Annotated in this window: 19 protein-coding genes; 8 read left to right on the forward strand and 11 right to left on the reverse strand. The window is 63.9% G+C overall.

The window, feature by feature from the left end:
* Positions 1 to 49: 49 nt before the first annotated feature.
* From ONG87_RS20685 to ONG87_RS20695, 3 genes are all read left to right on the forward strand, one after another.
* On the forward strand, positions 50 to 976 hold the full coding sequence (locus tag ONG87_RS20685) for a hydrogen peroxide-inducible genes activator (protein WP_122479974.1): 927 nt from the start codon (positions 50 to 52) through the stop codon (positions 974 to 976).
* Positions 973 to 3,048 carry an ATP-dependent DNA helicase RecG gene (gene recG / locus ONG87_RS20690; RefSeq protein WP_122480132.1) on the forward strand — a complete coding sequence of 692 codons (2,076 nt, stop codon included), beginning with the start codon at positions 973 to 975 and terminating at the stop codon, positions 3,046 to 3,048. The genes ONG87_RS20685 and recG overlap by 4 nt, the downstream gene beginning before the upstream one ends.
* Before the next feature lie 88 nt (positions 3,049 to 3,136).
* A complete protein-coding gene (locus ONG87_RS20695; protein ID WP_185794661.1) occupies positions 3,137 to 4,534 on the forward strand; it encodes an aminoacyl-tRNA deacylase and HDOD domain-containing protein in 1,398 nt (465 codons plus the stop codon).
* Positions 4,535 to 4,550: 16 nt separating this feature from the next.
* On the opposite strand, the gene ONG87_RS20700 is transcribed toward ONG87_RS20695, so the two are convergent.
* The 3 genes from ONG87_RS20700 to ONG87_RS20710 form a co-directional block, all read right to left on the reverse strand.
* The gene (locus ONG87_RS20700; RefSeq protein WP_122479975.1) at positions 4,551 to 4,922 is read right to left on the reverse strand and encodes a helicase; all 372 of its coding nucleotides are present in this window, start codon (positions 4,920 to 4,922) and stop codon (positions 4,551 to 4,553) included.
* 183 nt (positions 4,923 to 5,105) lie between these two features.
* Positions 5,106 to 5,387, reverse strand: a complete 282-nt coding sequence (locus ONG87_RS20705; RefSeq protein ID WP_122479976.1) for an HU family DNA-binding protein — start codon at positions 5,385 to 5,387, stop codon at positions 5,106 to 5,108.
* Between the two features lie 218 nt (positions 5,388 to 5,605).
* Complete coding sequence (locus ONG87_RS20710; RefSeq protein WP_122479977.1) at positions 5,606 to 5,773, reverse strand: rubredoxin; 168 nt, start codon at positions 5,771 to 5,773, stop codon at positions 5,606 to 5,608.
* 219 nt (positions 5,774 to 5,992) lie between these two features.
* On the opposite strand from ONG87_RS20710, the gene ONG87_RS20715 reads away from it, so the two are divergent.
* The gene (locus tag ONG87_RS20715) at positions 5,993 to 6,499 is read left to right on the forward strand and encodes a chorismate lyase (protein ID WP_244647970.1); all 507 of its coding nucleotides are present in this window, start codon (positions 5,993 to 5,995) and stop codon (positions 6,497 to 6,499) included.
* On the forward strand, positions 6,499 to 7,389 hold the full coding sequence (gene ubiA, locus ONG87_RS20720) for a 4-hydroxybenzoate octaprenyltransferase (protein ID WP_122479979.1): 891 nt from the start codon (positions 6,499 to 6,501) through the stop codon (positions 7,387 to 7,389). The genes ONG87_RS20715 and ubiA overlap by 1 nt, the downstream gene beginning before the upstream one ends.
* Positions 7,390 to 7,474: 85 nt before the next feature.
* Here the strand turns inward: ubiA and ONG87_RS20725 are convergent, their stop codons facing one another.
* A complete protein-coding gene (locus ONG87_RS20725; RefSeq protein WP_122479980.1) occupies positions 7,475 to 7,870 on the reverse strand; it encodes a hypothetical protein in 396 nt (131 codons plus the stop codon).
* Between the two features lie 144 nt (positions 7,871 to 8,014).
* Between ONG87_RS20725 and phoB the strand changes: the two genes are divergently transcribed.
* The 3 genes from phoB to ONG87_RS20740 all read left to right on the forward strand — a co-directional run bounded on the left by phoB (position 8,015) and on the right by ONG87_RS20740 (position 11,588).
* Positions 8,015 to 8,704 (forward strand): phosphate regulon transcriptional regulator PhoB, encoded by a 690-nt coding sequence (gene phoB / locus ONG87_RS20730; RefSeq protein ID WP_122479981.1) that lies wholly within the window; start codon positions 8,015 to 8,017, stop codon positions 8,702 to 8,704.
* Between the two features lie 71 nt (positions 8,705 to 8,775).
* Positions 8,776 to 10,041 (forward strand): phosphate regulon sensor histidine kinase PhoR, encoded by a 1,266-nt coding sequence (phoR, locus tag ONG87_RS20735; protein WP_264382886.1) that lies wholly within the window; start codon positions 8,776 to 8,778, stop codon positions 10,039 to 10,041.
* Between the two features lie 206 nt (positions 10,042 to 10,247).
* The gene (locus ONG87_RS20740; RefSeq protein WP_043192150.1) at positions 10,248 to 11,588 is read left to right on the forward strand and encodes a hemolysin family protein; all 1,341 of its coding nucleotides are present in this window, start codon (positions 10,248 to 10,250) and stop codon (positions 11,586 to 11,588) included.
* Positions 11,589 to 11,729: 141 nt separating this feature from the next.
* Here ONG87_RS20740 and ONG87_RS20745 read toward each other — a convergent pair whose 3' ends face one another.
* From ONG87_RS20745 to ONG87_RS20775, 7 genes are all read right to left on the reverse strand, one after another.
* Positions 11,730 to 12,626, reverse strand: a complete 897-nt coding sequence (locus ONG87_RS20745) for a peptidoglycan DD-metalloendopeptidase family protein (RefSeq protein WP_185794657.1) — start codon at positions 12,624 to 12,626, stop codon at positions 11,730 to 11,732.
* Positions 12,627 to 12,696: 70 nt separating this feature from the next.
* Entirely contained in the window at positions 12,697 to 13,602 is a 906-nt protein-coding gene (locus tag ONG87_RS20750) for a response regulator (protein ID WP_122479984.1), read from the reverse strand.
* Between the two features lie 140 nt (positions 13,603 to 13,742).
* Positions 13,743 to 14,501 carry a phosphate signaling complex protein PhoU gene (phoU, locus tag ONG87_RS20755; protein ID WP_043192144.1) on the reverse strand — a complete coding sequence of 253 codons (759 nt, stop codon included), beginning with the start codon at positions 14,499 to 14,501 and terminating at the stop codon, positions 13,743 to 13,745.
* Positions 14,502 to 14,556: 55 nt separating this feature from the next.
* Entirely contained in the window at positions 14,557 to 15,390 is an 834-nt protein-coding gene (gene pstB / locus ONG87_RS20760) for a phosphate ABC transporter ATP-binding protein PstB (protein WP_122479985.1), read from the reverse strand.
* A gap of 138 nt (positions 15,391 to 15,528) precedes the next feature.
* Positions 15,529 to 17,199 carry a phosphate ABC transporter permease PstA gene (gene pstA, locus ONG87_RS20765; RefSeq protein WP_264381961.1) on the reverse strand — a complete coding sequence of 557 codons (1,671 nt, stop codon included), beginning with the start codon at positions 17,197 to 17,199 and terminating at the stop codon, positions 15,529 to 15,531.
* Between the two features lie 16 nt (positions 17,200 to 17,215).
* The gene (locus ONG87_RS20770) at positions 17,216 to 19,501 is read right to left on the reverse strand and encodes an ABC transporter permease subunit (protein WP_264381962.1); all 2,286 of its coding nucleotides are present in this window, start codon (positions 19,499 to 19,501) and stop codon (positions 17,216 to 17,218) included.
* A gap of 205 nt (positions 19,502 to 19,706) precedes the next feature.
* On the reverse strand, positions 19,707 to 20,705 hold the full coding sequence (locus ONG87_RS20775; protein WP_122479988.1) for a phosphate ABC transporter substrate-binding protein PstS family protein: 999 nt from the start codon (positions 20,703 to 20,705) through the stop codon (positions 19,707 to 19,709).
* Positions 20,706 to 20,742: the final 37 nt, after the last annotated feature.

The raw sequence follows: 20,742 nt of genomic DNA on the forward strand, positions 1-20,742 counted from the left end.
TATCGGTTGCAGCCGCTATGCTGGGCTCGCAACTTCATGGACGCACGTTATGACCCTCACAGAATTGCGCTACATCGTTACCCTGGCCCAGGAACAACACTTCGGCCACGCTGCCGAACGCTGCCACGTCAGCCAGCCTACCCTGTCGGTAGGCGTCAAGAAGCTCGAGGACGAGCTCGGCGTGCTGATCTTCGAACGCAGCAAGAGCGCCGTGCGCCTGACCCCGGTGGGTGAAGGCATCGTCGCCCAGGCACAGAAGGTGCTCGAGCAGGCCCAAGGCATTCGCGAACTGGCCCAGGCCGGCAAGAACCAGCTGACGGCCCCGCTCAAGGTCGGCGCCATCTACACCGTCGGCCCGTACCTGTTCCCGCACCTGATTCCGCAGCTGCACCGCGTTGCGCCGCAGATGCCGCTGTACATCGAGGAAAACTTCACTCACATCCTGCGCGACAAGCTGCGCAACGGTGAGCTGGACGCGGTGATCATCGCGCTGCCGTTCAACGAAGCCGATGTACTGACCCTGCCGCTCTATGACGAGCCGTTCTACGTGCTGATGCCTGCCGACCACCCGTGGACGCGCAAGGAAACCATCGACTCGGGCCTGCTCAACGACAAGAGCCTGTTGCTGCTGGGTGAAGGCCACTGCTTCCGCGACCAGGTACTGGAAGCCTGCCCCACCCTGACCAAGGGTTCGGAGGGTGCCAAGCACACCACCGTCGAGTCCAGTTCGCTGGAAACCATTCGGCACATGGTCGCGTCGGGCCTGGGTGTTTCGATCCTGCCGCTGTCGGCAGTCGACAGCCATCACTACGCCCCCGGCATCATCGAAGTCCGCCCACTGACCCCGCCGACGCCGTTCCGCACCGTGGCCATCGCCTGGCGCGCCAGCTTCCCGCGGCCCAAGGCGATCGAGATCCTCGCCGACTCGATCCGCCTGTGTTCGGTGGCCAAACCGGTGGGCCGCGACGCGCCATGACCGAGCTGGCTCAGGTAGCGGTCACCGCGCTCAAGGGCGTGGGCGAGGCCATGGCGGAAAAACTCGCCAAGGTTGGTCTTGAGAACCTGCAGGACGTGTTGTTCCACTTGCCCCTGCGCTATCAGGACCGCACCCGCGTGGTGCCGATCGGGGCCCTGCATCCCGGCCAGGATGCGGTCATCGAGGGGGTGGTCAGTGGCGCCGACGTGTCCATGGGCAAGCGACGCAGCCTGCTGGTACGCCTGGGCGATGGCAGCGGTTCGTTGAGCCTGCGCTTCTATCACTTCAGCAATGCCCAGAAGGAAGCGCTCAAGCGCGGCACGCACCTGCGTTGCTACGGCGAAGCGCGGCCCGGCGCTTCGGGGCTGGAGATCTACCACCCCGAATACCGCGTCCTGACCGGTGAAGAAGACATTCCGGTCGAACAGAACCTGACGCCGATCTACCCGACCACCGAAGGCCTGACCCAGCAGCGTCTGCGTCAGTTGTCCCAGCAGGCCCTCGACCTGCTGGGGCCGCGCAGCCTGCCCGACTGGTTGCCCCTGGAGTTGGCGCGCGAGCATCGACTGGCGCCGCTGGACGAAGCGATCCGCTACCTGCATCGTCCACCACCGGACGCCGATCTCGAGGAGCTTGCGGTCGGTCATCACTGGGCTCAGCACCGCCTGGCCTTCGAAGAGCTGCTGACCCATCAGCTTTCGCAGCAACGCCTGCGCGAAAGCCTGCGTGCCCAGCGCGCACCCGCCCTGCCCCTGGCCAAAGACCTGCCGGGGCGCTACCTGCACAACCTTGGTTTTGCACCGACCGGGGCGCAGCGTCGGGTCGGTGCGGAAATAGCCTACGACCTGAGTCAGCCGGAGCCGATGCTGCGCCTGGTGCAGGGCGACGTCGGCGCCGGCAAGACGGTGGTGGCTGCGCTGGCTGCGCTGCAGGCGCTGGAAGCGGGCTATCAGGTTGCCCTGATGGCGCCGACCGAGATTCTCGCCGAACAGCATTTCATCACCTTCCAGCGCTGGCTCGAACCGCTGGGCATCGAAGTCGCGTGGCTGGCCGGCAAGCTCAAGGGCAAGGCGCGGGTCAGTGCACTGGAGCGTATCGTCGGCGGCGCGCCCATGGTGGTGGGTACCCACGCGCTGTTTCAAGCCGAGGTGCAGTTCGCCCGCCTGGCCCTGGTGATCATCGATGAGCAGCATCGTTTCGGCGTGCAGCAGCGTCTGGCGCTGCGGCAGAAAGGCGTGGGCGGCACCCTGTGCCCGCACCAGTTGATCATGACCGCCACGCCCATCCCGCGGACCCTGGCCATGAGCGCCTACGCCGACCTCGACACCTCGGTGCTCGACGAGCTGCCACCCGGGCGCACGCCCGTCAACACCGTGCTGGTGGCCGACAGTCGTCGCCCGGAAGTGGTGGAGCGGGTGCGCGCCGCCTGTGCCGAGGGCCGCCAGGCCTATTGGGTCTGCACCCTGATCGAGGAATCCGAAGAGCTGACCTGTCAGGCCGCGCAGAGTACCTTCGAAGAGCTGACCCTGGCCCTTGGCGAGCTGCGCGTCGGACTGATCCACGGGCGCATGAAGCCGGTCGAGAAGGCCGCGGTGATGGCGCTGTTCAAGGCCGGCGAACTGCAGCTGCTGATCGCTACCACGGTGATCGAAGTCGGGGTCGATGTACCCAACTCCAGCCTGATGATCATCGAGAACCCGGAACGTCTCGGGCTTGCCCAGCTTCACCAGTTGCGCGGTCGGGTCGGTCGCGGCAGTGCCGCCAGCCACTGCGTGCTGCTCTACCACCCCCCACTGTCGCAGATCGGTCGGGAACGGCTGGGCATCATGCGCGAGACCAATGACGGCTTCGTGATCGCGGAAAAGGACCTGCAGCTGCGGGGCCCTGGCGAGATGCTCGGCACCCGGCAGACCGGACTGCTGCAGTTCAAGGTCGCCGATCTGATGCGCGACGCCGACCTGCTGCCGGCCGTGCGCGACGCTGCTCAACTGCTGATCGAACGCTGGCCTGGGCACGTCACGCCGCTGCTGGAACGCTGGCTGCGCCACGGGCAGCAATACGGTCAAGTCTGACGCGCGCCGGAAACTTGCGCGATAGAGGTCTCGGTTTCCCAGACAAGCTGAGTATACTGAGACGAATGTAGGACAATGGATGCAGACCATGAATGAATATGCGCTGGAAGCCGTCACTCCGCACGCCGCCTCGGTGATCCAGAAGATGCTCGACGATTTCGGCATCGCCTGGAGCCAGGTGGACGCACAGCACGTGACCGCTGCCGATGCCAGTCGTACGATCCAGGCCGTGCTGCTGGCCGATGCGATCGGCGCGCTCATGGTGCTGTTTCCACAGAGCAAGCTGCTGGACCTCAGCCGCCTGGCCGAATTGACTGGGCGCAAGCTCACCGCGGTGCCCGAAGAGCGCCTGATGAAGATGCTGGGCAAGCACCAGCTGACCGTGCTCCCGGCCCTGCCGATCCTCACCAGTTCGCCGTGCCTGTACGATGAGCGCCTGATGCTCGAACCCACGCTGCTGATCAGTTCCGGGGAGCCGGGTACATGGCTGGAGATCAGCGGCGACGATTTCCGCAAGATGCTCACCAAGGCCAGCTCAGGCGTGTTTGGCGAACCACTGGCCAATGTTCGCCCCAACCTCGATCGCCCCGACGACGACAGCCAGGAAATCGACCGCGCCGTGCAGAATTTCACTGCACGGCGAATCCAGCAGCGCCTGGAGTCGACCATCGAGATTCCACCGCTGGCGGCCACTGCGCAGAAAATCATCAAGCTGCGTGTCGACCCCAACGCGACCATCGACGACATCACCGGCGTGGTCGAAACCGACCCGGCGCTGGCCGCGCAAGTGGTCAGCTGGGCCGCTTCACCCTACTACGCGTCACCGGGCAAGATCCGTTCGGTGGAAGATGCCATCGTCCGCGTGCTGGGTTTCGACCTGGTCATCAACTTGGCGCTGGGCCTCGCCCTGGGCAAGACCATGAGCCTGCCCAAGGATCATCCTCAGCACGCCACGCCCTACTGGCACCAGTCCATCTACGTCGCGGCGGTGATCGAAGGCCTGACGCGTGCCATGCCTCGGGCCAGTCGTCCGGAGGCAGGCCTCACTTATCTGGCCGGTTTGCTGCACAACTTTGGCTACCTGCTGCTCGCCCACGTCTTTCCGCCGCATTTTTCCTTGATCTGTCGCCACCTGGAGGTCAATCCGCATCTGCAACATGACTTCGTCGAGCAGCACCTGCTGGGTGTCACCCGCGAGCAGATGGGTGCCTGGCTGATGCGCTATTGGGAAATGCCGGAAGAGCTGAGCACGGCGCTGCGCTTTCAGCATGACCCTGGCTACACCGGCGAGCACGCCGCCTACGCCAACCTGGTCTGCCTGGCCATCCGCTTGCTGCGCAGCCGCGGTATCGGCAGTGGCGAGCAACACATTCCGGACGCCCTGCTCGAACGCCTGGAGCTGAGCCGAGACAAGGCCGAAGATGTCGTGAGCAAGGTGCTGGAAGCCGAAGCGCTGTTGCGCGAGCTGGCCCACCAGTTCGACTGACAGGTGCGCGGGTGCCTCAGCGCTTTTTCGGCCTGAGGTACTTCATCGCGCCCTGGAACCACACGACCAGTGCCGGATTGCCCTTGATCTGAATGTGCTTGTCCTGGATGCCTTGCATGAAGGCCAGCTGTTTGTTGCTGGCCTGCAAGGTGTCGTAGCCGTATCCGGCATCCCTGAACGCAATCGCGAAGGCCGGCTGCGCCACGCTGCCGCTGCGGCTGGTCACGCGTTGATCACGCACGGTGAAGTGCCGGGCGATCTTGCCGTCCTGTGTCTGCAGCTGGAACACCAGGTCCTTGTCCTTGAGTTGCTGGGCGAATGCCGGATTGTTGCGGCTGGCGCGGGCCATCATCAGGCCCATGGCCCAGAGCAGAAGGCGGAATTTCATGGCGAAGTCTCGGCACGGGAAAGTGCCGGCGAGTGTACCGGCAATGTCTTGGCCAAGGCAGCCCGGCTACGCCTGGGCACGATGTTTGGCAGGTATGCCGGCAGTGGCGGCGGCGCGTACGTCGCAGGCACCCGGCGAACCGGGTGCCATGGGACTGCGCTCAGCGGCGCGGCAGCAGACACCTCACTTGGTGGTGTTCACGCTGTCCTTGAGAGATTTCCCAGGCTTGAAGGCAACGGTATTGCTGGCCTTGATCTTCACCGGCTCGCCGGTCTGCGGATTCTTGCCGGTGCGGGCGCCGCGGTGACGCTGGATGAAGGTGCCGAAGCCCACCAGGGTGACACTGTCCTTGCGATGCAGTGCGCCGGTGATTTCTTCGAGTACGGCATTCAAGACGCGGTTGGCCTGTTCCTTGGTCAGGTCCGCTTTTTCAGCAATGGCATCTACGAGCTCTGGTTTACGCATGGTGAAGCCTCTCATTGACGGTTTTTGTTTTTATTGGCGGCTGCCTGGAGGACGGCGACGCCCAACTCGCCGCAGGCTCTACGCTGCGGCAGACGGAGTGAGAATGGCACGCTGCACGAGGGCGCGCCAGTGTCTGCCACGGGTTTGTTGCGGCCAGATGCCGGTTATTCCGACAGAACGGCGCCGATCCGCACGCCGGGCCTGCCTGTGGGTAGCAATCAGCCGATCTCGATCATTTCGAAATCCATCTTGCCCACGCCACAATCGGGGCAAAGCCAGTCTTCGGGCACGTCTTCCCAGCGGGTTCCGGGGATGATCCCGTCCTCGGGCCAGCCATCGGCTTCGTTATAGATCAGGCCACAGACGATACATTGCCACTTCTTCATCATTTCCCCTTGGTATTCAGGCGGTCTGGCGGGCGCTCGATGGTGTGACGTTGTCGCCCGGCTCTCGCGGTTTGTACTGATCAACGCCGTGCGATGCAAGCTTCATCAGGCGCGGGCAGCCAATCGGCGTTGGCAAACATGATAAGCTCGGCGTCTTTCCGGCCGACCCGATCCACTACCGTGCCCCACTCAGGATACCCCTCCCCCGACTGGCAATGCCTGGCCGATGCCGAACCGCTGGTACACGACTGGCTGTTCGACCCAGGCTCCCTGACCCGCCGCTTGATCCAGCTCAGCGATGATCATTTCGGCGTCACCGTGCTGCTGCAGGACTGGCAGCCGCTGCGCGATGAAGAATGCCTGGCGCTGGGGGTGCCGCCTGCCAGCCAGGGCTGGGTGCGCGAGGTCTGCCTGCTCGGTCATGGCCAGCCATGGGTGTTTGCCCGCAGCGTGGCGGCGCGCAGCGGCCTGCAGGCCAGCGACCTGGATCTGCAGGCGCTGGGCAACCGTTCGCTGGGCGAGCTGTTGTTCTGCGACCCGGCGTTCGTCCGCGGTCCCATCCAGACCTGCCGCTACCCGGCCCGCTGGCTGCCCGCGCAGCAGGCTGGCGAGGGCCTGTGGGCGCGGCGCTCGCGTTTCGACCGCGGCCCGTTGGCGGTGCTGGTTGCCGAAGTATTCCTGCCGCCGCTGTGGCAAGCCGTTCGTACCCAAGTGGAGAGCCGTTGATGTACCAGAGCCTGCTCAAGTCGCTGAACCGGCTGAACCCGCGCGCCTGGGATTTCGTCCAGCTCACGCGCATGGACAAGCCCATCGGCGTCTACCTGCTGCTCTGGCCGACGCTGTGGGCCTTGTGGATCGCCGGCGAAGGTCGGCCTTCGCTGGCCAACCTGGCGATTTTCGTTGCCGGCGTGGTGTTGATGCGTGCGGCCGGCTGCGTGATCAACGATTTCGCCGACCGCAAGGTCGACGGACACGTCAAGCGTACCGAAGCGCGGCCACTGGTCAGCGGCAAGATCAGCAGCAAGGAAGCACTGGTGTTCTTTGCCGTGCTGGTCAGCATCAGTTTCATTCTGGTGCTGTGCACCAACGCGCAGACCATCGGCCTGTCGGTGGGCGGTCTGGTATTGGCGGCGAGCTACCCGTTCATGAAGCGCTACACCTACTACCCACAGGTGGTGCTGGGCATGGCGTTCTCGTGGGGCATGCCGATGGCGTTCACCGCCGAAACCGGCGAGCTGCCAGCCGCCGCCTGGCTGCTGTGGATCGCCAACCTGCTGTGGACGGTGGCCTACGATACCTATTACGCCATGACCGACCGCGACGACGACCTGCGCATCGGGGTGAAGTCGACCGCCATCCTGTTCGGCGCTGCCGATCGGTTGATCATCGTCATTCTACAGGGGCTGGCGCTGGCCTGCCTGCTGCTGGCCGGCGCGCGGTTCGGCCTCGGCGGCTGGTTTCATGCAGGCCTGGCGGTAGCCGCCGTGTGCTTCGGCTGGCAGTGGTGGCACAGCCGCGAGCGCGAGCGGATGGCCTGCTTCAGGGCGTTTCTGCACAACCACTGGGTGGGCCTGGCGATTTTCGTCGGTATCGTGCTCGACTATGCGTTGCGTTGAGGGGGCCTTGCGTTGACGGGCTCTGCGTTGAGGCGCGTTGCGTCGATGCCGTCCCTGGCAGCTGCAGCGTAGCGCGCGAAGCGGATCAGTCTTCTACAGGGCGCGCCACCTGCCAGGCATTCTCCTTCTTGCCATCGCCACTGGTTTCGCCGGGCTTCTTGTCGCCCTTGTAGGTGTACAGCGGGCTGCCCATGTAGGCCCATTGCAGGCTGCCGTCGTCGCGGCTGAGCACGGTCCAGTCGCCATCGTCGCTGGCGCCCTTGTCGGCCATCAGCGGCGGCCAGTTCTTGGCGCAGTCGGCGTTGCACGTCGATTTGCCGTCTTCGTCCTCGGCGTAGGTATAGAGCGTCATGCCGCGACCATCGACGAATGCCTTGCCCGGTTCCAGGCGCGGATGATCGGCGGCCATCGCCATGCCGGACAGCGTCAGCGCCAGGGCGCCACACAGGGCCGTCCAGGCCGAAGTCGTGCGAGTCTTCATGAGTGCTTCTCGTCTTCAATGAACAGGGATTTACAGCTTAGTACAGTCTGACTAATTTGATACGCTCGAACACCTGTCACACGACTGCAATAATTGCGTTATCTAATGCGGCGCATGACAGGGTAATGACAAGAGGTTCGCACAATGGCTGGCAGGAGCATTCTCATCGTCGACGATGAGGCACCGATCCGCGAAATGATCGCCGTGGCCCTGGAAATGGCAGGCTACGACAGCCTCGAGGCGGAGAACGCGCAGCAGGCCCACGCGATCATCGTCGACCGCAAACCCGATCTCATCCTGCTCGACTGGATGCTGCCCGGCACCTCGGGCATCGAATTGGCCCGGCGCCTCAAGCGCGACGAGCTGACCGGCGATATCCCGATCATCATGCTCACCGCCAAGGGCGAGGAAGACAACAAGATCCAGGGCCTGGAAGTCGGTGCCGACGACTACATCACCAAGCCGTTCTCGCCGCGCGAACTGGTGGCCCGGCTCAAGGCCGTGCTGCGCCGCGCCGGCCCCAGCGATGGCGAATCGCCGATCGAAGTCGGCGGCCTGCTGCTCGACCCGATCAGCCATCGCGTCACCATCGACGGCAAGCCCGCCGAAATGGGCCCCACCGAATACCGCCTGTTGCAGTTCTTCATGACCCACCAGGAGCGTGCCTACACCCGCGGGCAGCTGCTCGACCAGGTCTGGGGTGGCAACGTCTATGTCGAGGAGCGCACCGTGGACGTGCATATCCGGCGCCTGCGCAAAGCCCTGGGTGACGCCTACGAAAATCTGGTACAAACCGTGCGCGGCACCGGTTACCGCTTCTCCACCAAGAGCTGAACCGGCAGGCTTTCACAGCAAAGGATGCGCGATACGTGAAACAAGACTGGTATGCCACCCTGGTGCGTCACATGCTGCTGCTGGTGGCGGGGTGTCTGTTGGTCGGCATGCTCACCGGCCACTACGGCTGGTGCCTGGCAGCGGGGCTGGCGGTGTACCTGGCCTGGACCCTCAAGCAACTGTTGCGCCTGCACCGCTGGCTGCGCGAGCACCAGCCCGACCAGCCGCCGCCCGACGGTTATGGCCTGTGGGGTGAAGTGTTCGACAGCATCTATCACATGCAGCGCCGCGATCAGCGCGCGCGGGGGCGGCTGCAGGCCGTGATCGACCGCGTGCAGGAGTCCACTGCGGCGCTGCGCGATGCAGTGATCATGCTCGACGCCGACGGCAACCTGGAATGGTGGAACCGCGCCGCCGAAACCCTGCTGGGGCTCAAGACCCCGCAGGACAGCGGCCAACCGGTGACCAACCTGATACGCCATCCACGCTTCAAGGAATACTTTGCGCACGAGCAGTATGCCGAGCCTCTGGAGATCCCCTCGCCGGTCAATGACCGCCTGCGCGTGCAGTTTCTGATCACCCGCTACGGCAACAACGAACACCTGATGCTGGTGCGCGATGTGACCCGCATTCATCAGCTGGAGCAGATGCGCAAGGATTTCGTGGCCAACGTGTCCCACGAGCTGCGCACGCCGCTGACGGTGATCACCGGCTACCTGGAAACCCTCCTGGACAACGTCGAAAACGTCAATCCACGCTGGACCCGGGCCCTGCAGCAGATGGAGCAGCAAGGCGTGCGCATGCAGACCCTGCTCAACGATCTGCTGTTGCTGGCCAAACTGGAAGCCACCGACTACCCCTCGGACAACCTGCCGGTGGCGGTCACGCCTCTGCTGCAGAGCATCGTCAGCGACGCGCGGGCCTTGTCCGGACCGCGTAACCAGACGATCAGCCTGGACATCGAAAACGATGTACTGCTCAAGGGCAGCGAAGCCGAGTTGCGCAGTGCGTTCTCCAATCTGGTGTTCAACGCGGTGAAATACACGCCGGAACAGGGGACCATCCGCGTGCGCTGCTGGGCCGATGCCCAGGGCGCCCATCTGCGGGTCCAGGACTCGGGAATCGGCATCGACGCCAAGCACCTGCCGCGCCTCACCGAACGCTTCTACCGAGTGGACTCGAGCCGGGCTTCCAACACCGGCGGTACCGGACTGGGCCTGGCCATTGTCAAGCACGTGCTGCTGCGCCATCGGGCCACGCTGGAGATCAGCAGCGTGCCGGGCCGTGGCAGCCTCTTCACCTGCCACTTCTCGGCGGTGCAGGTAGCGATTCGGTAACCGCGCAGGGCGCGATCCTGTCGCAGGAGCGGCCATTGGCCGCGAAGCAGGCGCTGCAGTCTGTTGGGAGAACGCTGCATATGGCAGCCTTATCGGCGCACCCCACTAGGCAAGTGCCCGCCCAGCCGTTACATTGCCAAACACATTACCCGCGCCGGGTATCGCCTCACTTCCCTTCCAGCACACGGACACCGTAAAACGCCACCATGGACCCTTCCACAGGCATCTCCCTTTCGTCATTGTTCGCCGACTTCGGCATGATTCTTTTCGCTCTGTTCCTGGTATTGCTCAACGGCTTCTTCGTTGCCGCCGAGTTCGCCATGGTCAAACTGCGCTCGACCCGCGTGGAAGCCATCGCCAAGAAGCATGGATGGCGCGGCAGCATCCTGCGTACCGTGCACAGCCAGCTGGACGCCTACCTGTCCGCCTGCCAGTTGGGTATCACCCTGGCCTCGCTGGGCCTGGGCTGGGTCGGTGAACCGGCGTTCGCGCACATACTCGAACCCCTGCTGGGCGCAGTCGGCGTGCAGTCGCCGGAAGTGATCAAGGGCGTGTCGTTCTTCAGTGCCTTCTTCGTCATCTCCTACCTGCACATCGTGGTCGGCGAGCTGGCGCCCAAGTCCTGGGCGATCCGCAAGCCCGAGCTGCTGTCGATGTGGACGGCTGTGCCGCTGTATCTGTTCTACTGGGCGATGTACCCGGCCATCTACCTGCTCAACGCCAGCGCCAACGGCATTCTGCGCATCGCCGGCCAGGGCGAGCCCGGCCCGCACCACGAACATCACTACAGCCGCGACGAGCTCAAGCTGATCCTGCATTCGAGCCGAGGCCAGGACCCCAGTGACCAAGGCATGCGCGTGCTGGCGTCGGCGGTGGAGATGGGCGAGCTGGAAGTGGTCGACTGGGCCAACTCCCGCGAAGACCTGGTGAGCCTGGAATTCAACGCGCCGCTCAAGGAAATCCTGGCGATGTTCCGCCGGCATAAATTCAGCCGCTATCCGGTGTACGACACCGAGCGCGAAGAATTCGTCGGCCTGTTGCACATCAAGGACCTGCTCCTGGAGCTGGCCGCACTCGACCACCTGCCGGAGTCGTTCAACCTGGCCGAGCTGACCCGCCCGTTGGAGCGCGTGTCGCGGCACATGCCGCTGTCGCGCCTGCTGGAGCAGTTCCGCAAGGGCGGCGCACACTTCGCCCTGGTGGAGGAAGCCGACGGCAAGATCATCGGTTATCTGACCATGGAAGACGTGTTGGAAGTGTTGGTCGGCGATATTCAGGACGAACATCGCAAGGCCGAGCGCGGCATCCTCGCCTATCAGCCCGGCAAGTTGCTGGTGCGTGGCGACACGCCGCTGTTCAAGGTCGAGCGGCTGTTGGGCGTGGACCTGGATCACATCGAGGCGGAAACCCTGGCAGGCTTGATCTACGAGACCCTCAAGCGAGTGCCCGAGGAAGAAGAGCTGCTGGAAGTCGAAGGGCTGCGCATCATCATCAAGAAGATGAAGGGGCCCAAGATCATCCTGGCCAAGGTGCTCAAGATCGAGTGATGTGTGGCAGGTCGGTGCTAGCTGCGAGCAGGCCGGGCACTGTGCAGTGACCTTGCTGGCCTCTTCGCGGGTAGAACCCGCTCCCACATGGGTCAGTAGCACAAAGGTCTGCTCACGCAGGGGGTGGTTCCTGCGACGAGGCTACTGGCCGCCGACGGCGAAGTTGGGGAGCACGCCCAGTGGCCGGTCGAACTGGTAGGGGATCGATTCCAGCGCCAGGCCGACGTTGCGCTGCACCACGAAATGCAGGTGCGGGCCGGTGCTGTTGCCGGTGTTGCCCGAGCGCGCCAGCGCCGAACCGACACTGACCTGCTGCCCCTCCCTGACGCTGACCGAACCGCGCATCAGGTGCAGATAGACGCCCATGGTGCCGTCCTCGTGGAGGATGCGCACGAAGTTGCCCGACGGGTTGTCACCGCGATTGTCCTGCTCGTTTTCCACCTTGATCACCGTGCCGCCGCGCGCTGCTATGATCGGCGTGCCTTCGGGCATGGCGATGTCCATGGCATAGCGCCCCTTGGCGCCGAAATGGCTGTATTTGCCATTCGGGCCCTGGGTCAGGCGGAAAGGTCCGCCGCGCCATGGGAACGGATAGCGATAACCATGCGCCTCGCCCTGCGGGTCGCCGATCGAGGACACCAGCGTCTGCGCATAGCCCAACGGCTTGCCGGCCTGCTGGGCTGTGAGCACCACCAGGCTGACGCTGCTGCGCGCGGGCACCACCCGGCGGATGCTGCTGGGCGGCAGGCCTTGCACGTTGCGCAACTTGCTCAGCTTGAGCTCGACCTCGACGGGCGCGTAGAGATCGTTGCGCACCATGAAATTGGCGCTGCCCTTGCCTTTCTTCACCTCCAGACGAACCTGCCGGTCGATGCGCTCGACGATGCGCTCGCGCAGCACGAAGACCCGCGCGCCGGGCACGGGCCGGTCGGTATAGGAGGTGACGCCATCGGCATTGGTGAACTTGTAGACGGTCGCCGCCTGAGCCATGGGGGCGGCCGCGAGCAGGCCGCAGATCAGCAGGAGGCGATAGACCATGGGGGCGATGTCTGAAGGGGAACGAGCGCCAAGATTAGCAGGTATCGGCGCAGCGGCAATGTGCCATCTGTCAGGCGCCTGGCACGAAATGTTTCTGCACCGATCCACGGGCGATCAAGCGCGAAACGTAGTCGAGCTTCTGCGCATCCTGATCGAGAAAACGGAACGTCAGCTGCAGCCAGTCGCTGTCGGGCTTGGGCTCGAAGGCGGCGACGGCGTGCAGGTAGCCGTTGAGGCGAGCCACCTCGGCATTCTCGCCCTGCTCAAGGTCCAGGACAGCCAACTCCAGCACCTGGGGCAACACGGCTGCGCGGCGTACCACCAGCAACGCTTCCTTGAGGCTCAGGGCCTTGATCACGCACTGCTGGCTGCCACCCGGCAAGCGCAGTTGGCCCTGCCCGCGGCCCATGGGCGCTGAAGCTCGCGGGGGCGGCGGCGCTGCACCTGCCAATAGTGGGCTGGCAGGACGAGACGCCGGAGCTGCAGCCCGTGCAGGCTCGGCACGGCCCGAGGTCAACGCACTGAGTGAATCGTTGGCAAAGGCCGAAGCGGCCTGCTGGCGAGTCGGCGCCCCGGCGGCCAATGCCTGCAGCTTGCCGACCTTGGCCAGGGCCTTCTTGACCTTGGTCATCAGCTGTTCGTTGGTGAACGGCTTGCCGATGTAATCGGAAACGCCGGCCTGGATCGCCTGCACGACGTTTTCCTTGTCGCCTCGACTGGTCACCATGATGAAGGGCAAGGTCTTGCTGTTTTCCTGCTCGCGGGTCCAGGTCAGCAGTTCAAGGCCTGACATTTCCGGCATTTCCCAGTCGCACAGCACCATGTCGTAACTGTTGTGCATCATCAAGGACTGCGCCTTGCGTCCGTTGACTGCATCTTCGACGACGATGCCGGGAAAGGCATTGCGCAGGCATTTCTTCACCAGATCGCGGATGAACGGCGCGTCATCCACTACCAGTACACTGATCTTGCTCATCGACCGCTCCTGAAAACCGCGCAGGCATTACCGCTCGCCAAGGGCCACGTGCCACGTGGCGTGGCTGGCCACACGGCTGCCTCGCTTCGACCCACAATGAAAAACGCCCGGCAAAGGCCGGGCGTTCGTGTCGGGCCACCTTACTTATCGTCAGGTTGGTCCAGAACATTAGCGCTGTCGAGGGTGCCTTCGACTTCCTGCTTCATGCGCTTGAGGCCCATGTGCCTTACATCGGTACCGCGCACCAGGTAGATCACCAGTTCGGAGATGTTGCGCGCATGGTCGCCGATGCGCTCCAGCGAGCGCAGCACCCAGATCACGTTGAGCACTCGGGAGATGGAGCGCGGGTCTTCCATCATGTAGGTCACCAGCTCGCGCAGCGCCGTCTTGTACTCGCGGTCGATGGTCTTGTCGTACTGCGCCACCGACAGGGCCAGGTCGGCGTCGAAGCGGGCGAAGGCGTCGAGCGCGTCGCGCACCATGATGCGTACCTGGTCGCCGATGTGCCGCACCTCGACGTAGCCACGCGGCGACTCGCCCTCCTCGCACAGCTGGATGGCGCGACGGGCGATCTTGGTCGATTCGTCGCCGATGCGCTCCAGGTCGATCACCGACTTGGAAATGCTGATGATCAGCCGCAGGTCGGAGGCCGCGGGCTGTCGACGTGCGAGGATGCGCAGGCATTCCTCGTCGATGTTGCGCTCCATCTGGTTGATCTGCTCGTCGACCTCGCGCACCTGCTGGGCCAGGCCGGAGTCGGCCTCGATCAGCGCGGTGACCGCGTCGTTGACCTGCTTCTCGACCAGCCCGCCCATGGCCAGCAGGTGGCTGCGCACCTCCTCGAGTTCGGCGTTGAACTGCTGCGAGATGTGATGGGTGAGGCCTTCTTTACTGATCATGGGTCGAATCCTTGGTGCGTCCACTCGGGATGATGCCAGCAACCGCTGCGAAGCCCTAGCCGTAGCGACCGGTAATGTAGTCTTCGGTCTGCTTCTTGGCGGGATTGGTGAACAGCGTGTCGGTATCGCCGAACTCCACCAGCTTGCCCATGTACATGAACGCCGTGTAGTCCGACACCCGCGCGGCCTGCTGCATGTTGTGGGTCACGATGACGATGGTGTACTTGGACTTGAGCTCGTAGATCAGCTCTTCGACCTTGAGCGTGGAAATCGGGTCGAGCGCCGAGCACGGTTCGTCGAGCAACAGTACCTCGGGCTCGACGGCGATGGTGCGGGCGATCACCAGACGCTGCTGCTGGCCGCCGGACAGGCCCAGCGCCGACTCGTGCAGGCGGTCCTTGACCTCGTCCCACAAGGCTGCGCCTCTGAGCGCCCACTCGACCGCTTCATCGAGGATGCGCTTCTTGTTGATGCCCTGGATGCGCAGGCCGTAGACCACATTCTCGTAGATGGTCTTGGGGAACGGGTTGGGCTTCTGGAACACCATGCCGACGCGGCGACGCAGCTCGGCGACGTCCTCGCCCTTGCTATAGATGTCGTGGCCATAGAGGTTGATGGCACCCTGTACGCGGCAGCCATCGACCAGGTCGTTCATGCGGTTGAAGGTGCGCAGCAGGGTCGACTTGCCGCAGCCCGACGGGCCGATGAAGGCGGTCACGCGCTGCTTGGGAATGTTCATGCCGATGTCGAACAGCGCTTGCTTGTCGCCGTAGAACAGGCTCAGGCCGGGCACTTCGATGGCCACGGTCTCTTTCGCCAGGTTCAGGCTCTGCTTGTCGCGCCCCAGGGCCGACAGGTTGATGCCATGGGATGGGTTTTCATGCTGCATGGCAGACTCCAGAGGCTGTCAAATTCGGTTCAACGTTGGAATATTCCGGCGGCTGTGATGACCCGTTCGCGGACGGAGCGCTCACCGCCCTTGCGGGAGCGGGCTCTGCCCGCGAAGGGGCCATCACTGACACACCCCTCAACTGTCCAGCGCCTTGTACTTCTCGCGCAAGTGGTTACGAATCCATACCGCCGACAGGTTCAGCGTAGCGATCACCAGCACCAGCAGCAATGCGGTGGCATACACCAGCGGTCGCGCGGCCTCCACGTTGGGGCTCTGGAAACCGACGTCATAGATATGAAAGCCCAGGTGCATGATCTTCTGGTCCAGGTGCAGGTACGGGTAGTTGCCGTCCAGCGGCAGCGACGGCGCCAGCTTGACCACACCCACCAGCATCAGCGGCGCCACCTCGCCAGCAGCGCGGGCCACGGCCAGGATCATGCCGGTCATCATTGCCGGGCTGGCCATGGGCAGGACGATCTTCCACAGGGTTTCCGCCTTGGTCGCGCCGAGGGCGAGCGAGCCCTCGCGCACGGTCCGCGGAATCCGCGCCAGGCCCTCCTCGGTGGCCACGATCACCACCGGCACCGCCAGCAGGGCCAGGGTCAGCGACGCCCACAACAGCCCCGGCGTGCCGAAGGTCGGCGCCGGCAGGGCCTCGGGAAAGAACAGCCGATCGAGCGAGCCACCGAGCACATAGACGAAGAACCCCAGGCCGAACACGCCATAGACGATGGCCGGTACACCCGCCAGGTTGTTCACCGCAATGCGGATCAGACGCGTGAAGGTATTCTGCTTGGCGTACTCACGCAGGTAGACCGCCGCCAGTACGCCGAACGGCGTGACGATGACGGCCATGATCAGGGTCATCATCACCGTGCCGAAGATGGCCGGAAAGATCCCGCCCTCGGTGTTGGCTTCGCGCGGGTCATCGCTGAGGAATTCCCACATCTTGCTGAAATAGAAACCCAGCTTGGTCAGCGTATTCATGGCATTGGGCTGATAGGCGTGGACGATCTGGCCCAGCTGAACCTCGATTTCCTTGCCGTTGGCGTCACGCACCGTGACGCTGTCGCGATTGACCTGGGCATGCAGCGCGCCCAGGCGGGTTTCGATGTCTTTGTAACTCGCGTCGAGCTCGGCGCGCTCGGCGTCCATGTCGGCCTGGGCCACGGGCGTGAGGCGGCCTTCGAGTTCCAGGCGACGGGTCTGTAGACGCAGCCTTTCCAGGTCGGCGTTGACCTTGCCGATATCGGACTTCTCCAGCCGCCTCAGTGCCTCCGCCAAGTCGCTGACCCGGGTGATGCGGCTTTGCAGTTCCGGCCAGGCAGTTTCGCCCTCGGCCACGACCTTGCCTTGTTCCTTGATATTGACCAGGTAGCCATAGAAATTGCCCCACTCGCGCCGCTCCAGCGCCATGAGCTCGGGCGGGCTGCTCTGCTCGGCCAACCAGTCGCCGACGATCCAGGTGAAATCGGCACCGTTGATGTCGCGGTTGCCGACCTTGACCAGCTCGCGGGTCATGAATTCGGGGCCGCTGTCCGGCACCGGCAGGCCGGCACTTTTCAGACGTTCGCGCGGCACCTCTTCCTTCTGCACGATTTCGCCGATGACCAGGTGGTTGGCCATTCCCGGGACGTTGTAGCTGGCGTGTATCAGGTCGGCCGGCCAGAAATGTGCCAGGCCACGCACGGCGATCACCGCCAGCAGCCCCAGGGTCATGATCACCGCGATGGACACGGCCCCGCCGCTCAGCCATACGCCGGGCGAGCCGCTCTTGAACCAGCCTTTCAGGGAGTTCTGCTTCACAGCTGGCTACCTTTTCTCAAAGCGATGAATACTTTTTGCGCAGGCGCTGACGAATCAGCTCGGCCGCGGTGTTCATGACGAAGGTGAACAACAGCAGCACCAGGGCCGAGAGGAACAGCACGCGGTAGTGACTGCCGCCCACTTCCGACTCGGGCATTTCCACCGCGACGTTGGCCGCCAGGGTGCGCAGGCCTTCGAACAGGTTCATTTCCATGACCGGTGTGTTGCCGGTGGCCATCAGCACGATCATGGTTTCGCCCACGGCCCGGCCCATGCCGATCATCAGCGCCGAGAAGATGCCTGGGCTGGCGGTCAGAATCACCACCCGGGTCAGGGTCTGCCAGGGTGTGGCGCCCAGCGCCAGCGAACCCAGGGTCAGGCCGCGCGGCACGCTGAACACGGCGTCCTCGGCAATCGAATAGATGTTCGGAATGACCGCGAAGCCCATGGCCAGGCCCACCACCAACGCGTTGCGCTGATCGTAGGTGATGCCCAGGTCGTTGCTGATCCACAGGCGCATGTCGCCGCCGAACCACCAGGTTTCCAGGAACGGGCTCATGTACAGCGCAAACCAGCCTACCAGCAGGATCACCGGGATCAGGATCGCGCTTTCCCAACCGTCCGGAATGCGCAGGCGGATCGACTCCGGCAGGCGACTGACCACGAAACCTGCGCTCAGGATGCCCAGCGGGGTAAGCAGGAGCAGGCTGAAGATACCGGGCAGGTGACCTTCGACATAAGGTGCCAGGAACAGGCCGGCGAAGAAGCCGAGGATCACCGTAGGCATGGCTTCCATCAGCTCGATGACCGGCTTGACCTTGCGGCGCATGCCGGGGGCCATGAAGTAGGCGGTGTAGATCGCCGCGGCAATGGCCAGCGGTGCGGCCAGCAGCATTGCGTAGAACGCGGCCTTCAAGGTGCCGAACGTCAGCGGCGCCAGGCTCATCTTGGGTTCGAAATCGGTGTTGGCTGCGGTCGACTGCCAGACATAGGCTGGTTTGTCGTAGTTTTCGTACCAGACCTTGCTCCACATCGAGCTCCAGGACACTTCCGGATGCGGGTTGTGCAGGGTCAATGGCTGCAACGCGCCGTTGGCTTCGACCATGAGCTTGTTGGCCCGCGGCGCCATGGCGTAGATACCCGCACCATCGACCACGGGCTCGATCAGCAGGGTGCGGTGCGCAGTGCTGTGGAAAACTCCCAGCTGACCGGATGCATCCAGGGCGGTGAAGCCCTTGCGTCGCTGCTCGGAGCTGATCTGGATGATCGGCGCGTGCCCCATCTGGAAGGTACGGATCTGCTTGAGGCGTGGTTCGCCGTCTTCGTCGCGAGCCATGAACCATTGGGCCAGGCCGCCCCTGGAGTCGCCGATGATCAGGGAGATACCGCCGACCAACTGGGCGCTGGCGGTGATCTGGGTGTCGGCGTTTTCGCTGAGCTTGTAGCGGCCGTTCATGCTGCGGTCGCGCAGGCTGAAAACATCGACCTGGGCACGGCCATTGATCACATAAAGCCACTGCTGGCGCGGGTCGATGAAGATCGCCTTCACCGCCTGGTTCATCTGCGGCAGCTCGATACGCTTCTGCTCGTTGGCGACCTCGCCGGTCATCATGTTTTCTTCGCGGGTGAGCTGCAGCACGTGGAGCTGGTCACCGGTCGAGCCGGCCAGGATCAGGCTGGAATCGCTGGCATTGATGCTCACCCGCTCCAGCGCGCGGCCCTGGGGGTCGAGCTCGATGGGGGCGTTGCCGTAGGGGTATTCGATCGCCGGGGTGACGGTCTTGTTGCCATCCGGGTAAGTCACCCGGTAGGTGTGGCGAAACACCAGAGCCTGGCCGTTGGACAGGCCCAGTACCACCAGTGGCGCACCTGGCTGGTCCTTGGCGCTGGCGGTCACGGTCACGCCGGCGGGAATCGGCAACGCCGTGCGCGACAGCTCTTCCCCGGTATGAGCATTGAAGAACAGTGCCGTGCCCTGCTCCGAGACGCGCATGCCCGCCTCGTTCTGCTCTTCGAGCGCATACACCAGAGGCTTGCCGGCATCCTGCAGCCAAGCGGGATGCAGCGGCGGCTCGACCGTCAGCTCTGCCCCTTTGAACAGCGGTACCACCACGTAGGCGAGAAAGAAGAAGATCAAGGTGATCGCGGCCAGCACGGCCAGGCCACCGACCAACACATACCAGCGCGTGAAGCGATCCTTGAGCGCGCGAATACGCCGCTTGCGCTGCATCTCGGGGGTGTTGAAATCGATGCGCTTGGGTGGAGAAGTCGGGGTCATCGGGGAATTGGCCAGATCGTTCATGCGCACACCCTAGCGATCCTGTATGACAGAAACATGACAATGAGGTGACGCGACAAAATTGCCGGCCGGCTCAGGGCCGTCGGCGAATGGATGTAGGTTAATCCCGTAGGAGCGGTCTGTGGCCGCGAACCTGTCACTGCGGTGCATCAGGTGTACCGCGGCGCTCATTTCGCGGCCACCGGCCGCTCCTACGGGGTGGCGATGTTTATTGCTTGGCGACGTCTGCGCCTTCCTTCAGACCCAGGTCGGCCAGGGCCTTGGCGGCGACTTTGGCCGGCAGGGGAATGTAGCCATCCTTGACCACGACTTCCTGACCCTGCTTGGACAGCATCAGCTTGACGAACTCGGCCTCCAGCGGCGCCAGCGGCTTGTTCGGCGCCTTGTTGACGTACACATAGAGGAAGCGCGACAACGGATACTTGCCGTTCAGGGCGTTTTCCTCGGTGTCTTCGATGAACTCGCTGGTGCCTTTCTTGGCCAGCGGGACGGTCTTCACACTGGCGGTCTTGTAACCGATACCCGAGTAGCCAATGCCATTGAGCGAGCTGCTGATCGACTGTACCACCGAGGCCGAGCCTGGCTGCTCGTTGACGTTGGCCTTGTAGTCACCCTTGCACAGGGCCTCTTCCTTGAAATAGCCATAGGTACCGGACACCGAGTTGCGCCCGAACAGCTGCACCGGTTTGTTGGCCAGGTCGCCGGTCACGCCCAGGTCGCCCCAGGTCTTCACATCGGCCTTGGCGCCACACAGGCGAGTGGAGGAGAACACCGCGTCGACCTGTTCCATGGTCAGGTGCTGGATCGGGTTGTCCTTGTGCACGAACACGGCCAGGGCGTCGACGGCCACCGGAATGGCCGTGGGCTTGTAGCCGTATTTCTGCTCGAAGGCCGCCATTTCGGTGTCCTTCATCTTGCGGCTCATGGGCCCCAGGTTGGCGGTGCCTTCGATCAGCGCCGTGGGCGCCGTGGCCGAACCTGCTGCCTGGATCTGGATGTTGACGTTCGGGTATTCCTTCTTGTAGTTCTCGGCCCACAAGGTCATCAGGTTGGCCAGGGTATCGGAGCCCACACTGGACAAGTTGCCCGACACGCCAGTGGTCTTGACGTAGGCAGGGATGGAAGGGTCGACGGCGGCTACCGCATTGGCAGTGGCAACGCCTGCGGCGACGAAGGTCATGGCGGCCATCAAACGCGTGAGTTTCATGCCTTGCTCCTAGCAAATCCAGAAAAGGGTGTTGACT

Source organism: Pseudomonas sp. MM227, from assembly GCF_947090715.1.
GTDB lineage: Bacteria > Pseudomonadota > Gammaproteobacteria > Pseudomonadales > Pseudomonadaceae > Aquipseudomonas > Aquipseudomonas baltica.

Excerpts from the sequence above, each read along its gene's own strand:
- ONG87_RS20685 (WP_122479974.1), top strand. The coding sequence starts at position 50 with ATGACCCTCACAGAATTGCGCTACATCGTTACCCTGGCCCAGGAACAA.
- recG (WP_122480132.1), top strand. The coding sequence starts at position 973 with ATGACCGAGCTGGCTCAGGTAGCGGTCACCGCGCTCAAGGGCGTGGGC.
- ONG87_RS20695 (WP_185794661.1), top strand. The coding sequence starts at position 3,137 with ATGAATGAATATGCGCTGGAAGCCGTCACTCCGCACGCCGCCTCGGTG.
- ONG87_RS20700 (WP_122479975.1), bottom strand. The coding sequence starts at position 4,922 with ATGAAATTCCGCCTTCTGCTCTGGGCCATGGGCCTGATGATGGCCCGC.
- ONG87_RS20705 (WP_122479976.1), bottom strand. The coding sequence starts at position 5,387 with ATGCGTAAACCAGAGCTCGTAGATGCCATTGCTGAAAAAGCGGACCTG.
- ONG87_RS20710 (WP_122479977.1), bottom strand. The coding sequence starts at position 5,773 with ATGAAGAAGTGGCAATGTATCGTCTGTGGCCTGATCTATAACGAAGCC.
- ubiA (WP_122479979.1), top strand. The coding sequence starts at position 6,499 with ATGTACCAGAGCCTGCTCAAGTCGCTGAACCGGCTGAACCCGCGCGCC.
- ONG87_RS20725 (WP_122479980.1), bottom strand. The coding sequence starts at position 7,870 with ATGAAGACTCGCACGACTTCGGCCTGGACGGCCCTGTGTGGCGCCCTG.
- phoB (WP_122479981.1), top strand. The coding sequence starts at position 8,015 with ATGGCTGGCAGGAGCATTCTCATCGTCGACGATGAGGCACCGATCCGC.
- phoR (WP_264382886.1), top strand. The coding sequence starts at position 8,776 with ATGCTGCTGCTGGTGGCGGGGTGTCTGTTGGTCGGCATGCTCACCGGC.
- ONG87_RS20740 (WP_043192150.1), top strand. The coding sequence starts at position 10,248 with ATGGACCCTTCCACAGGCATCTCCCTTTCGTCATTGTTCGCCGACTTC.
- ONG87_RS20745 (WP_185794657.1), bottom strand. The coding sequence starts at position 12,626 with ATGGTCTATCGCCTCCTGCTGATCTGCGGCCTGCTCGCGGCCGCCCCC.
- ONG87_RS20750 (WP_122479984.1), bottom strand. The coding sequence starts at position 13,602 with ATGAGCAAGATCAGTGTACTGGTAGTGGATGACGCGCCGTTCATCCGC.
- phoU (WP_043192144.1), bottom strand. The coding sequence starts at position 14,501 with ATGATCAGTAAAGAAGGCCTCACCCATCACATCTCGCAGCAGTTCAAC.
- pstB (WP_122479985.1), bottom strand. The coding sequence starts at position 15,390 with ATGCAGCATGAAAACCCATCCCATGGCATCAACCTGTCGGCCCTGGGG.
- ONG87_RS20770 (WP_264381962.1), bottom strand. The coding sequence starts at position 19,501 with ATGAACGATCTGGCCAATTCCCCGATGACCCCGACTTCTCCACCCAAG.
- ONG87_RS20775 (WP_122479988.1), bottom strand. The coding sequence starts at position 20,705 with ATGAAACTCACGCGTTTGATGGCCGCCATGACCTTCGTCGCCGCAGGC.